Source organism: Nocardioides sp. SLBN-35 (assembly GCF_006715725.1).
Taxonomy (GTDB): domain Bacteria; phylum Actinomycetota; class Actinomycetes; order Propionibacteriales; family Nocardioidaceae; genus Nocardioides.
This window is the reverse complement of sequence record NZ_VFNU01000001.1, coordinates 2,754,227-2,776,989: the sequence shown is the minus strand read 5'-3', so window position 1 is coordinate 2,776,989 and position 22,763 is coordinate 2,754,227. Positions and strand designations below refer to the sequence as shown.

Annotated in this window: 25 protein-coding genes; 4 read left to right on the top strand and 21 right to left on the bottom strand. The window is 72.2% G+C overall.

The window, feature by feature from the left end; all coding sequences use genetic code 11:
• Positions 1 to 11: 11 nt before the first annotated feature.
• From FBY23_RS13435 to FBY23_RS13425, 3 genes are read left to right on the top strand one after another with little or no spacing between them, the layout of a single operon-like run.
• Complete coding sequence (locus FBY23_RS13435; RefSeq protein ID WP_141798599.1) at positions 12 to 773, top strand: hypothetical protein; 762 nt, start codon at positions 12 to 14, stop codon at positions 771 to 773.
• Between the two features lie 10 nt (positions 774 to 783).
• Entirely contained in the window at positions 784 to 1,551 is a 768-nt protein-coding gene (gene map, locus FBY23_RS13430) for a type I methionyl aminopeptidase (protein WP_141798598.1), read from the top strand.
• Positions 1,552 to 1,605: 54 nt separating this feature from the next.
• On the top strand, positions 1,606 to 2,703 hold the full coding sequence (locus FBY23_RS13425) for a glutamate--cysteine ligase (RefSeq protein ID WP_141798597.1): 1,098 nt from the start codon (positions 1,606 to 1,608) through the stop codon (positions 2,701 to 2,703).
• Positions 2,704 to 2,718: 15 nt separating this feature from the next.
• On the opposite strand, the gene FBY23_RS13420 is transcribed toward FBY23_RS13425, so the two are convergent.
• The 5 genes from FBY23_RS13420 to FBY23_RS13400 form a co-directional block, all read right to left on the bottom strand.
• On the bottom strand, positions 2,719 to 2,904 hold the full coding sequence (locus FBY23_RS13420) for a hypothetical protein (protein ID WP_141798596.1): 186 nt from the start codon (positions 2,902 to 2,904) through the stop codon (positions 2,719 to 2,721).
• A gap of 35 nt (positions 2,905 to 2,939) precedes the next feature.
• Positions 2,940 to 3,479 carry a PepSY domain-containing protein gene (locus FBY23_RS13415; protein WP_141798595.1) on the bottom strand — a complete coding sequence of 180 codons (540 nt, stop codon included), beginning with the start codon at positions 3,477 to 3,479 and terminating at the stop codon, positions 2,940 to 2,942.
• 85 nt (positions 3,480 to 3,564) lie between these two features.
• Entirely contained in the window at positions 3,565 to 4,854 is a 1,290-nt protein-coding gene (locus FBY23_RS13410) for a HAMP domain-containing sensor histidine kinase (protein WP_141798594.1), read from the bottom strand.
• A 1-nt stretch (position 4,855) separates the two neighbouring features.
• Positions 4,856 to 5,533: a response regulator transcription factor gene (locus tag FBY23_RS13405; RefSeq protein ID WP_141798593.1), complete on the bottom strand. Its 678-nt coding sequence runs from the start codon at positions 5,531 to 5,533 to the stop codon at positions 4,856 to 4,858.
• Positions 5,534 to 5,608: 75 nt separating this feature from the next.
• Entirely contained in the window at positions 5,609 to 6,847 is a 1,239-nt protein-coding gene (locus FBY23_RS13400; protein WP_141798592.1) for a cytochrome P450, read from the bottom strand.
• Positions 6,848 to 7,018: 171 nt separating this feature from the next.
• Between FBY23_RS13400 and FBY23_RS13395 the strand changes: the two genes are divergently transcribed.
• Entirely contained in the window at positions 7,019 to 8,182 is a 1,164-nt protein-coding gene (locus FBY23_RS13395) for a steroid 3-ketoacyl-CoA thiolase (protein ID WP_141798591.1), read from the top strand.
• Between the two features lie 44 nt (positions 8,183 to 8,226).
• On the opposite strand, the gene der is transcribed toward FBY23_RS13395, so the two are convergent.
• From der to ald, 16 genes are all read right to left on the bottom strand, one after another.
• Positions 8,227 to 9,567, bottom strand: coding sequence for a ribosome biogenesis GTPase Der (gene der / locus FBY23_RS13390; RefSeq protein ID WP_141798590.1), 1,341 nt, complete (start codon positions 9,565 to 9,567; stop codon positions 8,227 to 8,229).
• Entirely contained in the window at positions 9,560 to 10,255 is a 696-nt protein-coding gene (locus FBY23_RS13385) for a 1-acyl-sn-glycerol-3-phosphate acyltransferase (RefSeq protein WP_141798589.1), read from the bottom strand. The genes der and FBY23_RS13385 overlap by 8 nt, the downstream gene beginning before the upstream one ends.
• Positions 10,252 to 10,917, bottom strand: coding sequence for a (d)CMP kinase (gene cmk / locus FBY23_RS13380; RefSeq protein ID WP_260805951.1), 666 nt, complete (start codon positions 10,915 to 10,917; stop codon positions 10,252 to 10,254). Before cmk ends, FBY23_RS13385 begins: the two co-directional genes overlap by 4 nt.
• Positions 10,918 to 10,927: 10 nt before the next feature.
• A complete protein-coding gene (locus FBY23_RS13375; RefSeq protein ID WP_260805950.1) occupies positions 10,928 to 12,013 on the bottom strand; it encodes a prephenate dehydrogenase in 1,086 nt (361 codons plus the stop codon).
• A gap of 25 nt (positions 12,014 to 12,038) precedes the next feature.
• Entirely contained in the window at positions 12,039 to 12,446 is a 408-nt protein-coding gene (locus FBY23_RS26690; protein WP_141798588.1) for a VOC family protein, read from the bottom strand.
• On the bottom strand, positions 12,443 to 13,264 hold the full coding sequence (locus tag FBY23_RS13365; RefSeq protein WP_141798587.1) for an AraC family transcriptional regulator: 822 nt from the start codon (positions 13,262 to 13,264) through the stop codon (positions 12,443 to 12,445). The genes FBY23_RS26690 and FBY23_RS13365 overlap by 4 nt, the downstream gene beginning before the upstream one ends.
• A 16-nt stretch (positions 13,265 to 13,280) precedes the next feature.
• The gene (locus FBY23_RS13360; protein ID WP_141798586.1) at positions 13,281 to 14,033 is read right to left on the bottom strand and encodes a pseudouridine synthase; all 753 of its coding nucleotides are present in this window, start codon (positions 14,031 to 14,033) and stop codon (positions 13,281 to 13,283) included.
• Entirely contained in the window at positions 14,023 to 14,664 is a 642-nt protein-coding gene (scpB, locus tag FBY23_RS13355) for an SMC-Scp complex subunit ScpB (RefSeq protein ID WP_141798585.1), read from the bottom strand. Before scpB ends, FBY23_RS13360 begins: the two co-directional genes overlap by 11 nt.
• Positions 14,657 to 15,505: a ScpA family protein gene (locus tag FBY23_RS13350; protein WP_222117814.1), complete on the bottom strand. Its 849-nt coding sequence runs from the start codon at positions 15,503 to 15,505 to the stop codon at positions 14,657 to 14,659. The genes scpB and FBY23_RS13350 overlap by 8 nt, the downstream gene beginning before the upstream one ends.
• 7 nt (positions 15,506 to 15,512) lie before the next feature.
• Positions 15,513 to 15,836, bottom strand: coding sequence for a hypothetical protein (locus FBY23_RS13345; protein ID WP_141801040.1), 324 nt, complete (start codon positions 15,834 to 15,836; stop codon positions 15,513 to 15,515).
• A gap of 2 nt (positions 15,837 to 15,838) precedes the next feature.
• The gene (locus tag FBY23_RS13340) at positions 15,839 to 16,879 is read right to left on the bottom strand and encodes a ParA family protein (RefSeq protein ID WP_396954495.1); all 1,041 of its coding nucleotides are present in this window, start codon (positions 16,877 to 16,879) and stop codon (positions 15,839 to 15,841) included.
• Between the two features lie 108 nt (positions 16,880 to 16,987).
• Positions 16,988 to 17,662, bottom strand: a complete 675-nt coding sequence (locus FBY23_RS13335) for a DUF6766 family protein (protein ID WP_141798583.1) — start codon at positions 17,660 to 17,662, stop codon at positions 16,988 to 16,990.
• A gap of 81 nt (positions 17,663 to 17,743) precedes the next feature.
• Complete coding sequence (locus FBY23_RS26420; protein WP_222117813.1) at positions 17,744 to 17,932, bottom strand: hypothetical protein; 189 nt, start codon at positions 17,930 to 17,932, stop codon at positions 17,744 to 17,746.
• Between the two features lie 190 nt (positions 17,933 to 18,122).
• A complete protein-coding gene (locus FBY23_RS13325) occupies positions 18,123 to 20,663 on the bottom strand; it encodes an RNA helicase (RefSeq protein WP_141798582.1) in 2,541 nt (846 codons plus the stop codon).
• The gene (xerD, locus tag FBY23_RS13320) at positions 20,656 to 21,609 is read right to left on the bottom strand and encodes a site-specific tyrosine recombinase XerD (RefSeq protein WP_141798581.1); all 954 of its coding nucleotides are present in this window, start codon (positions 21,607 to 21,609) and stop codon (positions 20,656 to 20,658) included. Before xerD ends, FBY23_RS13325 begins: the two co-directional genes overlap by 8 nt.
• Positions 21,610 to 21,639: 30 nt before the next feature.
• Positions 21,640 to 22,755 carry an alanine dehydrogenase gene (ald, locus tag FBY23_RS13315; RefSeq protein WP_141798580.1) on the bottom strand — a complete coding sequence of 372 codons (1,116 nt, stop codon included), beginning with the start codon at positions 22,753 to 22,755 and terminating at the stop codon, positions 21,640 to 21,642.
• Positions 22,756 to 22,763: the final 8 nt, after the last annotated feature.

Sequence of the window (22,763 nt, the reverse complement as noted above, 5' to 3'; positions counted from 1 at the left end):
AGGTTCACGACGTGAGTGACGCGTCGTACCCGCCGCCGCCCCCGCCGCCCGGACCGCCGTACGGCGCCGCGCCGGTTCCCGCGTCACCCGGCAACGGCCAGGCGGTAGCAGCGTTCGTCCTCGGCATCGTGGCGATCTGCGTCGCCGTCGTCCCGCTCGTCAACGTCGTCTCCGTGGTCCTGGCAGTGATCGGGATCGGCCTCGGCGTCGCCGGCGTGATCCGCGCCCGCAGACTGGCACGTCCGGCGCACCTCGCGGGTTGGGGCATCGGCCTCTCGGTCGCCGCGCTCGCCGTGTCCGCGGTGGTCTCGTACTACACGCTTCGCTACCTCGGCGACTGGTTCGACACCGTCGACCCGCCCGACCCCAGCGCCGAGGTCGGCGAGTGGTTCACCACCGACGACGGCGACCTGCGGATCAAGGTCACCTCGCTCGAGTGCCACCCCGACGACTCGGAGTACGCCGGCACCGACGACCTCGACTGCACCTTCGCCTTCGACGTGGAGAACCGCAGTGACCGCACGATCGAGCTCGACGACATCACGGTGAAGTCGGTGCTGGACGGCGAGTGGGGCAGCGCCGACGTGTCCGACCCCGCCCAGGGCGACACCTACTCGGCCGGCGTCGACGTACCGCCCGGCGCCGAGATGTCCCTGGCCGGCAGCGTCCAGCCCGGCACCCGCCACCTCGACGGGATCGTGTTCGACGCCGACGACGCGTCCAGTCACAGCGCGGTCGTCGTGGATGCCGGGGACGCCTCCTCGGGTCAGTAGGCTCGTCCCCGTGATCGAGCTGCGCACCCCCACCCAGATCGAGCAGATGCGTCCGGCCGGGCGCTTCGTCGCCTCGGTGATCCAGGCCCTCTCCGAGAAGGCCGCGGTCGGCGTCAACCTGCTCGAGCTCGACGCCCTGGCGCACCAGATGATCAAGGACGCCGGTGCCGAGTCGTGCTACATCGACTACCACCCGTCCTTCGGCGCCAGCCCGTTCGGCAAGGTGCTGTGCACGTCGGTCAACGACGCGGTGCTGCACGGTCTCCCCCACGACTACACGCTGCGCGACGGCGACCTGCTGTCCGTCGACTTCGCCGCCTCGGTCGACGGCTGGGTGTCCGACTCCGCCCTGTCGGTCGTCGTCGGCACCCCGCGCGAGGAGGACCTCCGCCTGATCGAGACCACCGAGCAGGCCCTCGCCGCCGGGATCGCCGCCGCCCGCGCCGGCAACCGCCTCGGCGACATCTCGGCCGCCATCGGCGACGTCGCCCACGCGGCCGGCCTCCAGGTCAACCTGCAGTTCGGCGGCCACGGCGTCGGCCGCACCATGCACGGTGAGCCGCACGTCGCCAACGACGGCCGCCCCGGCCGCGGCATCAAGCTCCGCCCGGGCCTGGTCATCGCGATCGAGCCGTGGTTCCTGCACACCACCGACGAGATCGTGTTCGACCCCGACGGCTGGACCATCCGCAGCGCCGACGGCTCGCGCGGCGCGCACGCCGAGCACACCGTCGCCATCACCTCCGGCGACCCGCTGGTGCTCACCGCCCGCGACTGACCCCCTCGCTTCGGGGTACCTCCATCCCCACGACCCGAGCGGTCGGGAGGTGGGATGGAGCGGCGCACCTTGGGCGTCGAGGAGGAGCTGCTCCTCGTCGATCCGGAGACCCGGGCGACGACGTCGCGCGCCGAGCAGGTGCTGAGGTACGCCGCGGAGCACGACCCGGAACCCGCCGACGAGCTCGACCACGAGCTGTTCGCGCACCAGCTCGAGACCCGCACGCCCCCGGTCCGCGACGCGGCGGACCTGCGCCGCCACCTGGTCCGGCTCCGGGACCGCGCCCGCCGGGCCGCCGAGGCGGTGGGAGCGCGGACCGCAGCCACCGGTGCCGTGCCGCTGCAGGGCGGCCCGCCCCGCACGACCCGTGATGACCGCTACCTGGCCATGGTGGCGACCTTCGGGGAGATCGCCCGCCCCGGCGGGACCTGCGGGCAGCACGTGCACGTCCAGGTCGACTCCGACGAGCAGGGCGTGCGCGCCATCGACGCGATCACGCCCTGGCTGCCGGTGCTGCTGGCGATCAGCGCCAACTCGCCGTACTTCCACGGCCGCGACACGCACTATGCGTCATGGCGGGCCGAGGCCTGGGCGCACTGGCCCAGCGCGTGCTCGACCGAGCGGTTCGGCTCGGCCGATTCGTACCACGCCCTCGGCCGCGCCCTGGTGGCCTCGGGCGCCGCCATGGACGACGGGATGCTGTACTTCGACGCCCGCCTCTCGGCCCACCAGCCGACGGTGGAGGTGCGGATCGCCGACGTGTGCACCGATCCCGACGACGCGGTCCTGGTGGCGGTGCTGGCCCGCGCGCTGGTCTCCCGCGAGGTCGACGGCGACGGGCTGCCCAGCGGTCACTGGCGGGCCGAGCTGCTCCGCGCGGCCCGGTGGCGCGCGGCGCGCTACGGCCTGACCGAGCGGCTGCTCGACCCGGTGACGGGCGACCTGGCCCCGGCGCGAGAGGTGCTGAACCACCTGGTCGCCGTCGTCGCGGACCCGTTGGCTGCGTACGGCGACGACGAGGTCGTGCGGAGGGGAGTGCCGCGAGTCCTGGCCGAGGGTGGCGCGACCCGACAGCGGGCCAGCTACGAGCGCAGCGGCGGCAGCATGACGGCGGTGGTCGACGACCTGGTCAGCCGCACGAACGCCGGCTGACCAGGTCGGAGGGGATCAGTGGCTGACGCCCCAGATGAAGCCGAAGATGCCGCAGGCGACGCCGAGTCCGACGATCACCCATAGTGAGACCCAGGCAAGGGAGTGCATCCCGTGCTGGTAGTGGTTCTCGGAGAAACCGGGGAACTGCTCGGCGTTGATCTCGCTCATCGCGTCGTCCTCCTGATGCTCGGCGTCCTGCACGAACGAACGCTACTCCATCGGGTCCCTCGGGAGGATCAACGATCCTCGGTCTTCTGGACGACGGCGAAGGCCGCGTCGAGGTCCACGTTCCACTCGACGCCCTGGGTGTCGCGCACGTCGGCCTCGTAGGCCACGCCCGGGTCGTCGCTCGCGCTCGCCTCGAGCAGGGTGCCGCCGCCGACGGCGTCCAGCGCCGCCTTCTCGACGAAGTCCCGCTCCTCGGCGGTGAGCACCCGGTCGTCGGCGTCGTTCACGTCGTTGTCGTCCGTGTCATCGTCGTCGCTCTCCTGGCCGACGACGGCGAGGTCCTCATCGAGGGTGACGTCCACCTCGGTCCCGTCGGGGCGGCGTACCTCGACCTCGTAGGCCTCGCCCGCGTCGTCGCTCTTCTCGACGGACACGGCCTCGCCGCCGCCGGCGGCCTTCTCGGCTGCGGCGGCAACCCGGTCGCGCTCCTCGCCACCGACCTCGTCGTCGCCGGAGGCCGCCCACACCGTGCCGCCCACGGCCAGGACGGCCACGACGACGACGGCGGGGATGAGGACGCGCTTGCTGCGCAGGCGTGCGGTGTTCATGGGTTTCCTTGTCTCGGAGGGGATGTTCGGCTCCGACTCTGGCACCCTCTCGCTGAACCCCTGCTGAACCTTCCTGAAGGGGCCTTCAGCCCGGCAGCCGTACGACGAACCGCGCGCCCCCGAGCGGCGACGAGTCCAGCACGACCGAGCCCCCGTGGGCGGCCACGACCTCACGGACGATGGCCAGACCGAGTCCGCTGCCGCCGGCGTCGCGGGCCCGGGCCTCGTCCAGGCGCCGGAACCGCTCGAAGACCCGCTCCCGCTCGGCCGCCGGCACGCCGGGGCCGTCGTCCTCGACGCTCACCACGACGCTGTCGTCCTGCTGGCGCACCCCGACGACCACGCGCCGGTCGGCGTGACGCACGGCGTTGTCGAGCAGGTTGCGCACCACCTGCCCCAGGGCCACGGCGTCGCCACGGACCCGGCCCGGGCCGACCCCGCCCGTGTCGATCTCGGGGCACGGCCGTCCTCCGCGGCGGGCGTGGAGCAGCACCAGGTCGTCGACGTCGACGTCGACCCGCCGCATCCTGGGCGCGCCCTCGCCGGCCCGGGCCAGCACGAGCAGCTGGTCGACGAGCAGCTGCATCCGCAGCGACTCCTCCAGCACCGTCGCGGCCAGCTCTCCCTCCGGCAGTGCGCCGGGATGGGCCTGGGCGACCTCGGCGACCTGGCGCAGGCTGGCCACCGGTGAGCGCAGCTCGTGGGAGGCGTCGGAGACGAACTGCTGCTGCAGCTCGCTCGCCTCCTGCACGCGACCGAGCATCAGGTTCATGGTGCGGGCCAGGCGACCGATCTCGTCCTTGCCCGTCGGCACCGGGACCCGCCGCTCCAGGCTGGATCCGCTGATCCGCTCGACCTCGGCCCGGATCCGGTCGACGGGACGCAGTGCGCGCCCGACGACCAGCCAGGTGGTCGCGCCGACGACGACGAGGAGCAGTGGAACGCCGAGCAGCAGGGGGACGACCAATGCGGCGGTCGTCTCGTCGAGGTCCTCGAGAGACGCGGCGACCGCGACCACGCCACCGGCCCCGGTGTCCTCGGTGACGACGACGTAGCGGTGTTCGCCGCCGCGAAGGGCGACGACCTCGCCGTCCTCGACGGGGATCCGGCCGCTCAGCGACCCGGACGCGACGACGACCTGCCCGTCGGCGCCGGTGACCTGCCAGACGACATCGTCGGGCTCGTCGTCGGTCTCCCCCGGCTCGGGCAGCCGTCCGGAGTCAACCTGGGTCACGAGGTCGCTCGCCCTGTGCTCCGCGGTGGTCTCGGCCGCGTCGCGCAGCGAGGAGCGCACCGCCAGCACGAGCAGCACCGCGGCCACCACGAGGGCCACCGCCACGACGAGGACCGCGGCGAGCGTCGTGCGCAACCGCATGTCAGCCGCCGTCGCTCGCGAGGCGGTACCCGGCGCCGCGCAGGGTCTCGATCGCGCCCCGGCCGAAGGGCCGGTCCACCTTGTTGCGCAGGTGACGCACGTAGACCTCGACGATGTTGGGGTCGCCCTCGAAGTCGCCGTCCCAGACGGCGTCGAGGATCTGGCGCTTGGACACCACGTCGCCCTTGTGCCGCGCGAGGAAGGCCAGTACCGAGAACTCGCGGGCGGTCAGCCCGATCTCGACGTCCCCGCGGTGCACCCGCCGGGCGGCCGTGTCGACGACGAGGTCGCCGATCTCCAGTGCCGTCGGGCGCTCCCGCGCACCTCGCCGGGCGACCGCTCGCAGCCGGGCGACGAGCACGGGGAAGGAGAACGGTTTGGTCAGGTAGTCGTCGGCTCCGGTGTCGAGGCCCTCGACCTGGTCCCACTCGCCGTCCTTGGCGGTGAGCATCAGGATCGGGGTCCAGTTGCCCTCCTCGCGCAGTGCCCGGCACACCTGGTAGCCGTTGATCCCGGGCAGCATCAGGTCGAGCACGATCGCGTCGTACGCGTTCTCGCGGGCCAGCCACAGCCCGTCGGTGCCGTCGTGGGCGAGGTCGACGGCGAAGCCCTCGGCACCGAGCCCGACCTGCAGCGTGCGGGCGAGCCGTCGCTCGTCGTCGACGACCAGGACACGCATGCGACCTCCGGGAGAAACGGCTCAGGGTGGCCCCATTGTCGCGGAGCCACCCTGAACCTGCGCTGAAGAGGTGCGCTACTTGGTGTAGTTGACCTGCATCTCCTTGATGGCGTTGAGCCATCCGGAGCGGAGCCGACGCGGCTTGCCGACGAGCTCGATGTCGGGCGCGAGGTCGGCGATCGCGTTGAAGATCAGGTTGATCTGCAGGCGCGCGAGGTTCGCCCCGAGGCAGTAGTGCGCGCCGTGGCCGCCGAACGCGACGTGCGGGTTGTTCTCGCGCATGATGTCGAACTTGAACGGATCCTCGAAGACGGTCTCGTCGAAGTTCGCGGACGCGTAGAACATCGCCACGCGGTCGCCCTTCTTGATCGCCTGGCCGGCCAGCTCGGTGTCCTTCTTGGCCGTGCGCTGGAAGACGGTGACCGGGGTCGCCCAGCGGACGATCTCGTCGATGGCCGTCTCCGGGCGCTCCTTCTTCCACAGCTCCCACTGGTCGGGGTGCTCGAAGAAGGCGTGCATGCCGTGGCTGGTCGCGTTGCGCGTGGTCTCGTTGCCCGCCACAGTCAGCAGGATCACGAAGAAGCCGAACTCGTCGTTGGTCAGCGCACCGTGGTCGTCGTCGGCGCCGACGCTGATCAGCTTGGTGACGATGTCGTCCTGCGGGTTCGCCCGGCGCTCGTTGGCGAGCTGGTCGAAGTAGACGAGGATCTCCATGGACGCGACCGCCGGGTCGGCGCCGATGTCGGGGTCGTCGTACCCCATCATCTGGTTGGACCACTCGAAGAGCTTCTTGCGGTCCTCCTGCGGTACGCCGAGGAAGTCGGCGATCGCCTGCAGCGGCAGCTCGGCGGCGATGTCCTCGACGAAGTCGCCGGAACCCTTGGCCACGGCGTCGGCGACGATCTCGCGGGCCCGCTCCTCCAGGACCGTCTTGAGGGCGGCGATCACGCGGGGGGTGAAGCCGCGCGAGACGATGCCCCGCATCTGGGTGTGGTCCGGCGGGTCGTGGTGGATCAGCATCGCGCGCTGGACCTCGACCTGGTCGCGGGTCATGTCCGGGGCGAACCGGATGATCACGCCGTTCTCCATGGCCGACCAGTTCTCGTTGTCCTTGGAGACCTGGCGGACCTCGGCGTGGCGGGTCAGCGCCCAGTAGCCGGTGTCGAGGAAGCCGGCGCGCGCCTCGGGGACCTGCTCGATCCAGCGGATCGGCTCGTTGGCCCGCAGCGCACGGAACTCGTCGTGCGGCAGGGCCACTTCGTTGATGTCGGGATCGGTGGGATCCCATCCCTCCGGAATGAGGAGCTCGGTCACGCGACGAACCTTTCGCTACTGGACGACCATGGGGGGTGGAACACGTTCTAGAGCCACCGTACAAAGCATCGCGCCAATACGAAAGGGTTTCGTGAAAGGACTTTTCCCGTGGCGCGGATCACGACGGGACACTGGCTAGAACGTGTTCTACTTCGGTGCTACCGTGCGGACATGGGCAACCCTGTGATCGTCGAAGCAGTCCGCACCCCCCTGGGCAAGCGCAAGGGCTGGCTGGCCGGCCTGCACCCGGCCCAGACCCTGGGCTTCATCCAGGCCGAGGTGCTCCGTCGCGCTGGGGTCGACCCGGCGCTCGTCGAGCAGGTGGTCGGCGGCTGCGTCACCCAGGCCGGCGAGCAGTCCAACGACATGGTGCGCCGGGCGTGGCTGTACGCCGGGCTGCCGATGGCGACCGCGGGGACCGCGCTGGACGCGCAGTGCGGCTCGGGACAGCAGTCCGCCCACCTGGTCAACGACATGGTCGCCGCCGGCACCATCGACGTCGGTATCGCCTGCGGCGTGGAGATGATGTCGCGCATCCCGCTGGGCGCCAACGTCCCGCCGGGGATGGGCGACCCGCGCCCCGACGACTGGTCGATCGACATGCCGAACCAGTTCGAGGCCGCCGACCGGATCGCGAGGAACCGCGGCCTCACCCGCGCCGACCTCGAGGCGCTCGGCCTCGCCTCCCAGGCCAAGGCCCGGGTCGCCGTCGACGAGGGCCGCTTCAAGCGCGAGATCGCCGCGATCGAGGCGCCGGTGCTCGACGACGAGGGCAAGCCGACCGGTGAGACCCGTCTCGTCGACGCCGACCAGGGCCTGCGCGAGACCACCGCCGAGGGCCTGGCCGGCCTGCGCACCGTGCTCGAGGACGGTCTGCACACGGCCGGCACCTCCTCGCAGATCTCCGACGGTGCGGCCGCGCTGCTGATCATGGACGAGGACAGGGCGCGCGCCCTGGGCCTGACCCCGCGGGCCCGGATCAAGGCGCAGTGCCTGGTCGGGTCCGACCCCTACTACCACCTCGACGGCCCGATCGACGCCACTGCGCGACTGCTCGAGAAGACCGGCATGGCGATCGGCGACTTCGACCTGTTCGAGGTCAACGAGGCGTTCGCGTCCGTCGTGCTCTCCTGGGCCGGCGTCCACGGCGTCGACCTGGACAAGGTCAACGTCAACGGAGGTGCTATCGCGCTCGGTCACCCGGTCGGGGCCACCGGCGTGCGGCTGATCACCACCGCGCTGCACGAGCTGGAGCGGCGCGACCAGGGCACCGCGCTGATCTCGATGTGTGCCGGCGGTGCGATGGCGACCGGCACCGTCATCGAGCGGATCTGACCTCGCCCGGCTGGCCCGGGCGAACGCCCGGGTCAGCCGACTGCTCAGCGTCGGCCGCGCTTCTCCCGCGGCTGCACCTTGATCTCGATCGGCGTGCCGACGAACCCGAACTCCTCGCGCAGCCGGCGCTCGATGAACCGCTCGTAGCCCTGGTCGAGCTTGCCGGTGGTGAACAGCTTGAACACCGGCGGCGCGCTCTGCACCTGGCTTCCGAACAGGATCCGAGGCTGCTTGCCGCCCCGCACCGGGTGCGGGTGCTCCGCGACGATGCGGCCGAGGAAGGCGTTGAGGGAGCCGGTGGAGATCCGGGTCTCCCAACCCTCGATGGCGCGGTCGAGTGCGGGCACGAGCCGGTCGATGTGCCAGCCGGTCTTCGCGGTGATGTTGATCCGCGGCGCCCACTGCACCTGCACGAGGTCGCGGTCGATCTCGCGGTCGAGGTAGTAGCGGCGCTCGGCATCGACGAGGTCCCACTTGTTGAAGGCGATGACGAGCGCCTTGCCGGCCTCGCGGACCTCCTGCAGGATCCGCATGTCCTGCTCGGCGATCGACTCGTTGCCGGCGAGCACGAGCACGCACACCTCGGCCCGCTCGATCGCGGTGGAGGTGCGCAGCCACGCGTAGTACTCGTGGCCCGAGGCCTCCTTGACCCGCTTGCGGATGCCGGCGGTGTCGATGAAGCGCCACTCGCGGCCACCGAGCGAGACCAGCTCGTCGACCGGGTCGACCGTCGTACCGGCGACGTTGTCGACGACGACCCGCTCCTCGCCCGCGAGCTTGTTGAGCAGCGAGGACTTGCCGACGTTGGGGCGACCGACGATGGCGATCCGGCGGGGGCCGCCGAGCTCCTGCTCGACCCTGTCGGGCGCCTCGGGCAGCACCGACAGCACAGCGTCGAGCAGGTCGCCCGAGCCTCGGCCGTGGAGCGCGGAGACCGAGAACGGCTCGCCGAGGCCGAGGTTCCACAGGCCGTGGGCCTCGGCCTCGGCCCGCTCGTCGTCGACCTTGTTGGCGGCCAGCACGACCGGCTTGCCGGACTTGCGCAGCACCCGGACGACGGCCTCGTCGGCGTCGGTGATGCCCACCGATGCGTCGACCACGAAGAGCACGGCGTCAGCCAGGGTGACGGCCACCTCGGCCTGGACCTTGATCCGCTCGGCCATGCCGCGCGCGTCGGGGTCCCAGCCACCGGTGTCGACGAGCGTGAACGCCCGCCCGGCCCACTCGGCGTCGTACGACACACGGTCGCGGGTCACGCCGGGGATGTCCTCGACGACGGCCTCGCGGCGGCCGAGGATCCGGTTCACCAGGGTCGACTTGCCGACGTTCGGGCGGCCGACGACGGCCAGCACCGGGACCACCCCGGTCGGGGTGTCTTCACTCATCACGTTCTCCTTGCGGGAGCGGTCCGGGCAGGCGCCGCCCCGTCTCGTCCAGGGCTTCGGCCAGCTGCTGCTGCAGGTGGGTGCGCAGCGCGGCCGAGGTCAGACGGACATTCTCCCGCGTCCGGGGCCACGGAGCCGCATCGACGGCGTACGGCTCCCCCACGACGATGTCGATCCGGGCCCCCTTGTGGGGCAGCGAGCTGCTCGAGCCGCCGGGGTCACGGGATCCCAGGAAGGTCAGCGGTACGACGGGTGCCCCCGTCACGAGCGCCAGGTACGCCGCCCCGCCGTGGATCCGCTCGAGGTCCCCCGGCCCCCGCGTGCCCTCGGGGAACACGCCCACCGCGTGGCCGTCGCGGAGCACCCGCAGCGCGGTCCGCACGGCCGCCGGATCGGTGTGGTCGCGGTCGAGCGGGATCTGCCCCGACGCCCGCAGGAACGGGCCCAAGGGGCCCGAGAACATCTCGATCTTGGTCAGCGCGTGCACGGGTCGCGGCGCGAAGATCGCCATCAGTGGTCCGTCAACCAACCCGATGTGGTTGCCCGCGACCACCGCTGCCCCGTGGGCGGGGAAGCGGTCCGGGTGGTGCACCCGGACGTCGTACCGGCGCCGGATCAGCCACCGCGAGGCCGGCCGTCCCCGGACCAGGAGCCAGCGAGCGGGTCGCCGGACCTCGTGCGCGCTCACACGCGCTCCATCACCAGGCCCACCACGACGTCGACGACCTCGTCGAGGCTCAGCTCGGTCGAGTCCACGTGGACCGCGCCCTCGGCCATGGTCAGCGGGGCGACGGCCCGGCCGGAGTCGATCTTGTCGCGGGCGAGCAGCGACTCCTGGGTGGCGGTGACGTCGGCGCCACCGTTCTCCAGGGCGCGGCGGGCGGCGCGGGCGGCCGGGTCGGCGGTGAGGTAGACCTTGAGCTCGGCCTGCGGCCAGACCACGGACCCGATGTCGCGGCCCTCCACGACGATGCCGCCGGCGCCGATCAGGGCGCGCTGGAGGCCCACCAGCCGGGTGCGGACCTCGGGTACCGCGCTCACGGGCGAGACCGCGCCGTTGACCTCGTCGCTGCGGATCTCGACGGAGACGTCGCGGCCGTCGACCGTGATGGTCGGCGCGAGCGGGTCGGTCCCGGAGACGAGGACCGGCTCGGAGGCGCGGGCGGCCACCGCGGCCGGGTCGTGCACGTCGACACCCTGGTCGAGCATCCACCAGGTGATGGCGCGGTACTGCGCCCCGGTGTCGAGGTAGCGCAGGCCGAGCCGGTCGGCGACCGCGCGGCACGTGCTGGACTTGCCCGAGCCGGAGGTTCCGTCAACTGCTACGACCACGTTCACCGGCACACTCACGGGCGGCACCCTACCGGTGAGTCACCCAGCCCCTCGACTCCAGAGCGGCCCGCAGCTCCTCGGCACGGCCCACGACGACGTCGAGCTCGACCTGGCCGACGGGGCGACCGGGGTCGTGGTCGATGCGCACGTCCTCGATGTTGACGCCGCTGTCGCCGGCGTCCGCGAACAGCCGCGCCAGCCCGCCCGGCTGGTCGGGCAGGGCCACCCGCACGGCCTCCATCGGCTCCGGCGCCGCGCCGTGCTTGCCCGGGATCGCCCGGGTGCCGGCCTGCCCGTAGGCCAGCAGCGACTCCAGGCCGACCCGGTCGCCCCCGGCGACCGCCTCCAGCGCCAGGTCCAGCCGGTCGCGGACCTCGCTGAGCAGCGCGGCGACCGCGGTCGCGTTGCCGCTGATGATCTGGCTGTACAGCCGCGGGTCGCCGCCGGCCACCCGGGTGACGTCGCGCACACCGGTGCCCGACAGGGCCAGGTGGTCGGCCGAGGCGCCGGCCAGGGTGCCGGCGACGAGCGAGGCCATCAGGTGCGGGACGTGCGAGGTGCGCGCGACCGCGCGGTCGTGCTCGACCGGGCTCAGGTGCACCGGCACCGCGCCGCACACCAGCGCCAGCGCCTCGACCACGCGGGTCGCCGACGCGGTGGCGTCCGGCCCGGGAGTGATCGCCCACGGGCGGCCGTCGAAGAGCTCGGCATTGGCCGAGAGCGGACCGGAGTGCTCGGTGCCGGCCATCGGGTGGCTGCCGACGTACCTGCCGATCGCCGCGTGCCCGGCCACCGCGGCCAGCGGACCGGCCTTGACGCTGCCCACGTCGGTGACCACCGTGTCGTGGCCGACGGCGTCGAGGACCTGGTTGATGACACTGCCCAGCGCGTCGGGCGGTACGGCGACCACGACCAGCTGCGGGACGTCGTCCGCCGTGCGTGCGCGACCGGCGCCGAGCCCGGTCGCCGTACGCACGTGGTCGGACGTGGTGTCCGTCAGCAGCACCTCGAGGCCCGCGCGTCGGCAGGCCAGCGCGATGGAGGTGCCGATCAACCCGGTCCCGACGATCTCGACCGGGCCGGTGAGCGGACTGGTCAGGCTCGTCTCGGACACGCAGGCAAGGCTAGTGGGATCGGGCTCACCCGTCCGCGCCGGGCTGGTAGGACCCGAAGGACCAGTGGTTGCCCTCGGGGTCGCGGACACTGCCGCCGCGGCCGCCGTAGTCCTGGTCGACCATCGGGCGCTCCACCGCGGCCCCGGCCGCGACGGCGGCGTCGAAGACGGCGTCGGGGTCGTCGGTGACGAGGTAGACGGCGGCGCTCCCCGCCGGCTGGAGCGGGGCATCGGGCCGCACGGCGCCGAACATGATCCCGCCACCGCCGGGCCAGAGCCATTCGGCGTGCACGACGGTGCCGGCGTCGTCGCGGTGGGTGGCGTGCTCGACGAAGCCGATCCCGCGCAGCCACGCGGTCATGGTGTCGACATCGCGGAACTGCATCGCGGCCCAGAGGCGGACGGTTGCTGCGGAGGTAGCTGTCGTTGTCATGCCTGCAAGCCTGCTCCCCCGTCGTCGTCGCGGTCTTGAACGAACGGGAACTCCTCGCGCAGCCACGTCGTCGGCGTGCACCCGGCCAGCGCGGTCCACTCGCGCGTCAGGTGCGCCTGGTCGGCGTACCCGCACGCGTCGGCCACCTCCGCCAGCGGACGGTGCCCGAGCAGCCCACGCGCCGTCTCCAACCGCGCTACCCGCTGGAACGCCTTGGGCGCGAGCCCGCACTCCGCCCGCACCAGCGTCCCGAGCCGGCGCCGGCTGTAGCCGACCTCCTCGGCCACCTCCGCCACCCGGTTCCCCGACGTGAGCAGCGCGAGGGCGTGCGCGACCTCGGCCCGCGGGGCCGGGTCTCCCCCACGCGCCGCCAGCCCCGCCAGCGTCCGGTCCACCAGCGCGACCCGCGCCGGCCAGGACGCCAGCGCGTGCAACCGCTCGGGCAGGTCCCGCAACGCCTGCGGTACGACGGCCTCGTCGAGGTCGGTCAGCGCTCCCGACAGGTCCGCCGCCGGCCTCCCGAGCAGCACCCGCACCCCCTCGACCGTCAGCGCGACCTGGACCCCGCGCTGCGAGCCGTCGTGGTGGATCGCCGCCGGCTCGGTGTGCAGCCCGGACAGGGACGCCCAGGCGGAGTGCAGGCTCGCCGGACGCCCGGCCCACGAGACCCGGAGGGGGTCGTCGAGCGGGAGCACCAGGGTGATCGTGGTCGACGGCAGCCCGCGGTGCATGCCGGGCGCGCCGAAGTCGACGTCGTACGGGATGCGTGCGACGACATACCCCCGCAGGGCCGCGGGCACCGGTGGAGCCGGGATCATCCGACCACCGTAGATTCTAGAGCCCGACCAGCTCCAGCAGCTGGCCGAGCTCGTCGTCGGACAGCTCCCGCAGCCTGCCGCCGCCGAGCGTGCCGAGCTCGATCGGCCCGAACCTGGTGCGGCTGAGCTGGCGCACCGGGTGCCCGACCTGGTCGAGCAGGCGGCGCACGATCCGGTTGCGGCCCTCGTGGATGACCAGCTCGATGATCGACTTGTCGGTCGAGGTGTCGATCACCCGCGCCCGGCGTACCTCCACCGGGCCGTCCTCCAGCGTCACGCCGGCGAGCAGCTCTGCGACGGTGCCCTTGGCGAGCCGGCCGGCGACCTCGGCGACGTAGGTCTTCTCGACCTCGAACGACGGATGCGCCATCCGGTGGGCGAAGTCGCCGTCGTTGGTGAGCAGCAGCAGGCCCGAGGTGTCGGTGTCGAGCCGCCCGACGTGGAACAGGCGTTCGGGCCGGTCGGCCACCAGGTCGGAGAGCGTACGACGCCCCTGCGGGTCGGACATCGTGGACACGACCCCGCGCGGCTTGTTGAGCACGAGGTAGACGTGGTCGGAGATCGGGGGCAGCCGCTTGCCGGACACCTTGATCACCGCGGTGCGCGGGTCGACCTTGGTGCCGAGCCGGGTCACGACCTCACCGTCGACCTCGACCTCGCCCTCGAGCATCAGCTCCTCGCAGCGGCGCCGGGAGGCCACGCCGGACTGGGCGAGCAGCTTCTGCAGGCGGATCTGGCCGTCGTCGTCGACGGCGATGTCACGCGTCATCGTCGTCCTCCTCGGCCACCGGCGCGGGCTCGTCGGCGTCCGCGGCGGCCGGCTCAGCGACGCTCTCGCGCAGCTCCTCCTCGACGTCGGCGAGCTCGGGCAGGTGCGGCGCCAGGTCGGGCAGCTCGTCGAGCGAGACGATGCCGATGCGCTCCAGGAAGTAGCTCGTGGTCCGGTAGAGAGTCGCGCCGTGCTCCCCGTCGCGGCCGGCCTCCTCGACCAGCCCGCGGCTGAGCAGGGTCCGCATCACGCCGTCGACGTTGACCCCGCGCACGGCCGAGACCCGCGCGCGGGAGACCGGCTGCTGGTAGGCCACGACCGCGAGCGTCTCCAGCGCGGCCTGGGTGAGCCTGGCCTGCTGACCCTCGAGCACGAACGCCTCGACGACGGGTGCCAGCTCCTCGCGGGTGTAGTAGCGCCAGCCGCCGGCGACATTGCGCAGCTCGAAGCCGCGGCCCTGGTCGTCGTACTCCGCCGCAAGGGCGGCGAGCGCAGCGACGACCTCGGGCTCCGGGTGGCCGACCGCGGTCGCCAGCGCCACCGCGTCGAGCGGCTGGTCGGCGACCATCAGCACCGCCTCCAGCGCGGGACGCAGCTCGGCCACGGGCGGGGCCAGGGGCTCTTCACTCATCGGTGGGCTCCTCCTCGGGCGGTGCCGCCCCGTCGAACTCGTCGGTGATCAGGTCCTCCACGTCGACCGCCTCGTCGCCGGTCCAGCGGACCGACAGCTCGCCCAGCGGGGTCACCTGGTCGAAGGCGACCGCCCCCTCGCGGAACAGCTCGAGCAGGGACAGGAACCGTGCCACCGTGGTCAGGGTGTCCGGCGAGTCGCCGCACAGCGCCCGGAAGGTGAGCGTGCCGCTGCGGCGCAGCCGATCGACCACGATCGCGGCCTGCTCGCGCACGCTGACCGTCGGGGCGTGGATGTGGTGCAGGGTCAGCTGCAGCTCGGGCCGGGGTGTCATCGCCTTGGCCGCCAGCGCCGCGAACTGGTCGAGGCCGATCCCGATCAACACCTCGGGCAGCAGGCCGGCGTAGCGCTCCTCGAGCCCGACCGCGCGCGGGTAGCGGCGGGACTCGGCCTGGAGCCGCTCGTCGAGGACGGCCGCGACCTGCTTGTAGGCCTTGTACTGCAGCAGGCGCGCGAAGAGCAGGTCCCGCGCCTCCAGCAGCGCCAGGTCCTCCTCGTCCTCCACGTCGCCCGCCGGCAGCAGCCGGGCTGCCTTGAGGTCCAGCAGGGTCGCCGCGACCAGCAGGAAGGACGTCGTCTCCTCGAGCGAGTCGTCCGGGAGCTCCTTGATGTGTGCGATGAACTCGTCGGTGACCTTCGAGAGCGCGATCTCCGTGACGTCGAGCTTGTGCTTGGAGATCAGGCTCAGCAGCAGGTCGAAGGGGCCCTCGAAGTTCGCCAGGCGTACGGCGAAGCCACCGTGCTGCTCGCCGGGCTCGGCGCCCGCCTCGACCTCGCTCACGCCTGCATCATGACTCACGCAGGCGCCTGACCAGCGCGGAGCCCTCCCCCTCGGCCTCGAGCTCACCCAGGACCAGGTGCAGCGCCTCGCGGACCAGGCGGCCGCGGTCGACCGCCATGCCGTGCTCCCCGCGCAGCGTGAGCCGGGCCCGCTCCAGCTCCATCAGCTCCGCGGAGGAGACGTAGACGGTGATCTTCTCCTCGTGGCGGACCCGGCCGGACGGGCCCTTCTGGGGCTTGTCGGGTACGTCGGCCGGCGGGTCGGGGACGGCGCGGACGGCCGGCCCGGTCGAGTCGCCGGTGGGCCGGAACAGGTCGTCCGCGGCCGGCATGCTCACACGTCGAGACACCTCAGCGCCACCTCCTTCGCGAGCTGGCGGTACGCCTCCGCCCCGCTCGAGCCGGAGGCGTAGGACGTGATCGGCTCGCCCGCGACGGTGGAGTCGGAGAACTTCACGGTGCGGCGGATGACGGTGTGGAAGACCTTGTCGCCCCAGGCCTGGACCAGGCGCTCGAGCACCTCGCGGCCGTGCAGGGTGCGGCCGTCGAACATGGTGCCGAGGACGCCGTCGACCTCGAGGCCGGGGTTGAGCCGCTGCTTGACCTTGTCGATGGTGGCCTTGAGCAGCGCCACGCCGCGCAGCGCGAAGTACTCGCACTCCAGCGGCACGATCACGCCGTCGGAGGCGGTGAGCGCGTTGACCGTCAGCAGGCCGAGCGAGGGCTGGCAGTCGATGAGGATGACGTCGTACTCCTCGATCGCCGGGGCGAGGACGCGCTGCAGCGTCTGCTCGCGGGCGACCTCGTGGACCAGCTGCACCTCGGCGGCCGACAGGTCGATGTTGGAGGGCAGCAGGTCCATGCCGGGCACACCGGAGGGCACGACGACCTCGTCGAGCGTGGCCTCGGGGTCCATGAGCAGGTTGTAGACCGTGCTCTCCATCTCGTGCGGGTTGAGGCCGAGGCCGACCGAGAGCGAGCCCTGCGGGTCGAAGTCGACCAGCAGCACCTTGCGGCCGTACTCGGCCAGTGCGGCGCCCAGGTTGATGGTGGTCGTGGTCTTTCCGACCCCACCCTTCTGGTTGCACATCGAGATGACCCGGGCGTGACCGTGGGCGGTGACCGGCTTGGGGTCCGGGAGCACCGGCATCGGGCGCCCGGTCGGGCCGAGCTCGCCGGTCACGGTCTGCACCGAGGCGGGCTCGGGCGCGTTCCGGTCGGGCAGCGGGAACTGCAGCGTCATCGCGTCCTCGCGCGTCGCGTCGCTGGTCACGGCTGCGTCCTCCGTGCCGAGCGGTACGTCGCTGCCGGGTGCCGGGATCGGCATCCTCGGCGGCATGTCGGGTGCACTGGATCCTCCGTAGAAGCCGGCCATTGCCCTCACCTTTGTCTGGAGTGGTTGCGGGCTCCTTCCCCAGAGCCCGGGACTCCTCCATCCAACAATGTCGACACGGCGACATTCGGGAGGCGCGCCGCGCGTCGGTCAGCCGTCGATGCCGGTGGCCGCGTGCGGGGCCCCGGTCGGCTTGCTCTGCGAGGACCCGCGCTGGCGCAGGTAGATCGAGAACACCGCCATGGCGCCGACGGCGAGGAACTCCGACTGCCAGTTCTGCAGGGTGCGCTCCCAGAAGTCCGCGGAGCTGACGTACGCCGGCCAGCTGACCGGGTCGCGCAGGTCCTGGAGCCGCTGCTCGTCGTACGCCGCCCGACCGGCGACCGACTGGACGAGCCACGAGCAGACGAAGATCGTGCCCATCGCCAGGGCCAGCGAGGTGCCGTACACGTGACGGCGCCAGCCGCTCGCCCTCGCCCAGGCCGGTGAGTCCGGACGGGCGTACTCACCGACCATCTGGTCCTCGTCACTCTCCAGGCCGGCCTTGTCGAGCTGCTTGGACTCCGGCGAGCCCTGCTGCAGCAGCCAGACCGTGGCGAGCAGGTAGAGCAGGAACTGGAGGAACTCGCTCTGCCAGTTCTCGGCCACGGCGACGGCGTAGTCGGTGGAGGTGACGTAGTCGCCGAGGCCGATGGTGCCGACCTGGGCAGCGACCTGCTGGTCGTTGAACGACTGCCAGCCCGCGACTGCCTGGGCACCGAGGGTGGCGAGGAACAGGACGCCGAACGCGAGGCCCAGTGCGTTGAGGGTCACGAAACGCTTCATGTGTGCCGCGATCCCGCCAGGAGGAGCAGCACGATGCCGATCGTGATGACCAGGGCGTAGGTGATGAACAGGGCCTTCACCTCAGCCTCCCTCCACCGCGCACCGGTACGGCGCGTCGCCCGAGGCCTCGCAGCCCGCCGCGATCACCCGCCAGCGGTGGTCGAACCGGCCCAGGAAGACGGTGTCGGTGCCGGTCCGGACCTGGGCCGCGGTGCCGTAGACCTCGGTGTCGACGTCGTCGCCGGCAGGCGGGAGGTCCTCGTCGAGCACGGCGGCCGCGCAGGCGGCCTGCGCGTCGCGTTCGAGGGTGTCGCGGGTCGCGGGTGCGAGCAGCCGGCAGGCGCCGACCCCGTCCCCGGCGTCGACGGCTGCCTGGAACTGCTGGGTGACCTGCGCGACGGCTCGGTCCCGGTCGGCGTCGCCGCCGCAGCCGGACAGGGCGAGCGCGAGCAGGGTCGCGCTAGCCGCCCAGGGCGCGCATCGCCTCCGTGCGAACGACGGCCTCGCCCGCCTCGTCGGAGGCGGCGAGGTCGACCACCGCTTCGATGACCCAGTCGTGATGCCCCTCGGGGTCGTGCAGGGTCTGGACGACGCGCCACTCCCCCGGCGCGCTCTTGTCGACGACGAGGAGCGCCGGTCCGCGGGCATCGGCATCGGTGAGGAGCCGTTCATGCTCGTCGTAGTACCCGTCGAGCGCGGAATCCCAACGGTCCGAGGTCATTTCGGATCCCTCGGGCTCGAGCGCGGCCAGTCCGTCGAGGTCGTCGCGCGCGACGAGCTCGACCCGGCGCCACAGCGCGTTGCGCACCATCACCTCGAACACCCGGCCCTGCTGGCTGAGCGGTCGTGGCGGGGGCGGCGGCTCGTGGTGGCTGACCTGGCGGGTCGCGTGGTCGGGGTCGTTGAGCGCCTCCCACTCGTCGAGCAGCGAGGAGTCGACCTGACGGACCGTCTCCCCCAGCCACTCGGTCAGGAGCTCGAGCTCCTCGGTGCGGTAGGACGCCGGTACGGTCTGCCGCAGCGCGCGGTAGGCGTCGGTGAGGTAGCGCAGCACCAGTCCCTCGGACCGGGCCACCTGGTAGCGCGAGACGAGGTCGGTGAACCCCATCCCCTGCTCCCACATCTGGCGGACGACGGACTTCGGCGCCAGCGCGTCCGGCACCAGCCACGGGTGCCGCTCGCGGTAGGTCTCGAAGAGCGGCTCGAGCAGCTCGCCCAGCGGCTCGGGCCAGGTGATGTCCTCGACCAGGGCCATCCGCTCGTCGTACTCGACGCCGTCGGCCTTGAGCGCCGCGATCGCCTCGCCACGGGCGGCGTGGCGCTGGGCCATCAGCAGCGGCCGCGGCGCCTCGAGGGTCGCCTCGACGACCGAGACGACGTCGAGCGTGAACGTGTCGCTGTCGGGGTCGAGGACGTCGAGCACCGCGAGCGCGAAGTGCGAGAGCGGCTGGTTGAGCGCGAAGTCCGCAGGCAGCGCCTCGGTCAGCACGTAGCGCCGGCCGAACCCGTCGACCTGGTCGAGCCGGGTCAGCACCTCGGAGGCGACCAGGCTGCGGGCCAGCCGCACCGCCCGCTTGGCCAGTCGCAGCTGGCTGCGCCGGTCCTCGTGGTTGTCGGTCAGCAGCCGCCGCATGACCGGGAACGCGTCCTCCTCGCGGGAGGCCACGTTGACGAGCATCGCGTTGTCGACCTTCATCTGCGACTTCAGCGGCTCCGGCTTGCCCTCGACCAGCTTCGCGAAGGTCTGCTCGCTCCACACGACCGTGCCCTCGGGGGGCTTCTTCAGCTGGGGCTTCGACTTCTTCTTCGCCCTCTTCTCAGGGCTCAGTGCCGCGTTCTTGGCCTCGGACTTCGCCTTGGCCTTCTCGTTCTCGATGACGTGCTCGGGGGCCTGGACGACGACGTAGCCGGCCGTGTCGTAGCCCGCTCGCCCCGCCCGGCCGGCGATCTGGAGGAACTCGCGCGTGCGCAGCACCCGCTGCCGCGACCCGTCGAACTTGGCCAGACCGGTGAACAGCACCGTGCGGATCGGGACGTTGATGCCGACACCGAGGGTGTCGGTGCCGCAGATGACCGTCAGCAGCCCGGCCTGGGCGAGCTGCTCGACCAGGCGGCGGTAGCGCGGCAGCATGCCTGCGTGGTGGACGCCGATCCCCTGCCGCAGCAGCTTGTTGAGCGTCTTGCCGAAGCCGGCGGCGAAGCGGACGCCGGCGATCCGCTCGGCGATCTGCTCCTTGCGCTCCCGAGGCAGCACGGTGTCCAGGCGCCCGGGTCCGCTGAGCAGGGAGACGGCGTGCTCGACGGCCGCGGCCTGGGTGAAGTGGACGACGTAGACCGGGCCCTGGCCGGTGGTGACCAGCTCCTCCAGCTTCTCCCCCATCGGCTCGAGCGACCACGAGAAGTCCAGCGGGACGGGGCGTTCGGCCTGGTCGACGATCGTCGTGTCGCGCCCGTTGCGCCGGGTCAGGTCGCCCGCGAGCTCGGTCGTGTCGCCCAAGGTGGCCGACATCAGCAGGAACTGCGCCTGCGGCAGCTCGATCAGCGGTACCTGCCACGCCCAGCCGCGGCCGGGCTCGCCGTAGAAGTGGAACTCGTCCATCACGACCATGCCGACGTCGGCCCGGTCGCCCTCACGCAGCGCGATGTTGGCGAGCACCTCGGCGGTGCACGCGATGATCGGGGCGTCGGCGTTGACCGCGACATCGCCGGTGAGCATGCCGACGTCGGCGGCACCGAAGATCTCGACGAGGTCGAAGAACTTCTCGCTGACCAGGGCCTTGATCGGCGCGGTGTAGAAGGTCACCCGATCGTCGGCCAGCGCTCCCATCGCGGCCGCCATCGCGACGAGCGACTTGCCCGACCCGGTCGGCGTCGCGAGCACGACGTTGTCGCCGGACAGCAACGCCAAGATCGCGTCCTCCTGGTGCGGGTACAGCTCCAGCCCGCGCCCCTCGGCGTACTCGAGGATCCGGTCGTACGCGCCGTCGGATGTCTCAGCCATGGCGCGCCCTCGGGTGCGCGGTGGCGAAGACCTCGCGCAGGTTGTCGACGGTGACGAGCGTGTAGACCTGCGTCGTGGTGACCGACGCGTGCCCGAGCAGCTCCTGGACCACGCGCACGTCGGCGCCACCATCGAGGAGGTGGGTCGCGAACGAGTGCCGCAGCGTGTGGGGTGAGACGTCGCGGGTCACCCCGGCCCGCTCGGCGGCCTTCACCAGCACCGCCCACGCCGACTGGCGCGAGAGCCGGCCGCCGCGGGCGTTGAGGAAGAGCGCAGGCGTCGCCTGGGCGGTGAGGGCAGGCCGCCCGCGCACGAGGTACGCCGACAGCGCGGCGCGCGCGTACGACCCGACCGGGACCATCCGCTCCTTGCCGCCCTTGCCGCGCAGCAGCAGGGTCGCGTCGGCGGCGTCCAGGTCGGGCTCGGCCAGGTGGCTGACGTCGTCGACGTCGAGTCCGACCGCCTCGGAGATCCGCGCGCCCGTGCCGTAGAGGATCTCCAGCAGCGCACGGTCGCGCAGCGCCAGCGGGGTGTCGGCCGCACCGGCCGCCTCGAGGATGGCCTCGACGTCGGCCAGCGGCAGTGCCTTGGGGAGCCGTTTCGCCGGTGTGGGCGGCTTGACTCCCGCCGCCGGGTCGGCCTGGGCCAGCCCGTCGGCGACGGCGAACCTGTGGAAGCCGCGCACCGCGACGACCGTGCGGGCCGCGCTGGACGCGCTCAGCGGCGGGTGGGCGTCGTCGCCCTCGCGTAGCCACACCAGGAACTCGGTCACCGTCTGCTCGGTGACCGCGTCGAGCGAGTCGATGCCCGCGGCGGCGAGGTGCGTCCGGTAGCGGCGCAGGTCGCGCTGGTAGGACGTCAGCGTGTTCGCCGCCAGTCCCTTCTCGACCGCGAGGTGGTCCAGGTACGTGCGGACCGCCCGGTCCACCGCACTTGGTCCACTCACGCGGTCAGGTTAGGCCATGGCTCCGACGCGTCAGGCGAGCGCCTCCGCGACCGGCACGGCGGCGATGCCGGTCGCCTCACCGACGGGTGCGTTGGTCAGCAGGCCGGCGTGGGTGTTGAGGCCCAGCGCCAGGCTGGCGTCGGCACGGCACGCGTCGGCCCAGCCCTTGTCGGCCAGCGCCACGGCGTACGGCAGAGTCGCGTTGGTCAGCGCGTACGTCGAGGTGTTCGGCACCGCGCCGGGCATGTTGGCCACGCAGTAGAAGGTCGAGTCGTGCACCTGGTAGGTCGGATCGGCGTGCGTGGTGGGGTGGGTGTCCTCGAAGCAGCCGCCCTGGTCGACCGCGATGTCGACGAGCACCGAGCCCGGCTTCATCCGCGAGACCAGGTCGTTGGAGACCAGCTTGGGCGCCGCGGCGCCGGGGATCAGCACGGCGCCGATCACCATGTCGGCCTCCATCACCTGCTGCTCGATCGCCAGCTTCGAGGAGGCCAGGCCATGGACCCGGTTGTTGTAGCGCCAGAACGACATCCGCAGCTTGTCGAGATCGGTGTCGAGCAGGGTCACGTCGGCACCCATGCCGAGGGCGATGTTGGCCGCGTTCTGGCCCGAGACGCCGGCGCCGATGATGACGACCTTGGCGTTGGCGACGCCGCCGACGCCACCCATCAGCACGCCACGGCCGCCCTGGGCCTTCATGAGGGAGTACGCGCCGACCTGGGGCGCCAGGCAGCCGGCGACCTCCGACATCGGGTACAGAAGCGGCAGCGCACCCGAGGGCAGCTGGACCGTCTCGTAGGCGATCGCGGTGACCTTGCGGGCGATCAGCTCCTCGGTGAGCGCCTTGTCGGCTGCCAGGTGGAGGTAGGTGAACAGCACCTGGCCCTCGCGCATCCGGGCGTACTCCTCGGAGATCGGCTCCTTGACCTTGAGGATCATGTCGGCGCTGCCCCACACCGCGTCCGCGTCGGGCAGGATCGTGGCGCCTGAGGCGACGTAGTCCTCGTCGGCGATCTGCGAGCCGACGCCCGCACCAGCCTGCACGACGACCTCGTGACCGTGCGCGACCAGCTCGTGCACGCCGATCGGCGTGATGGCCACCCGGTACTCGTTGTTCTTGACTTCCTTGGGCACGCCGACGCGCATGTGGGATT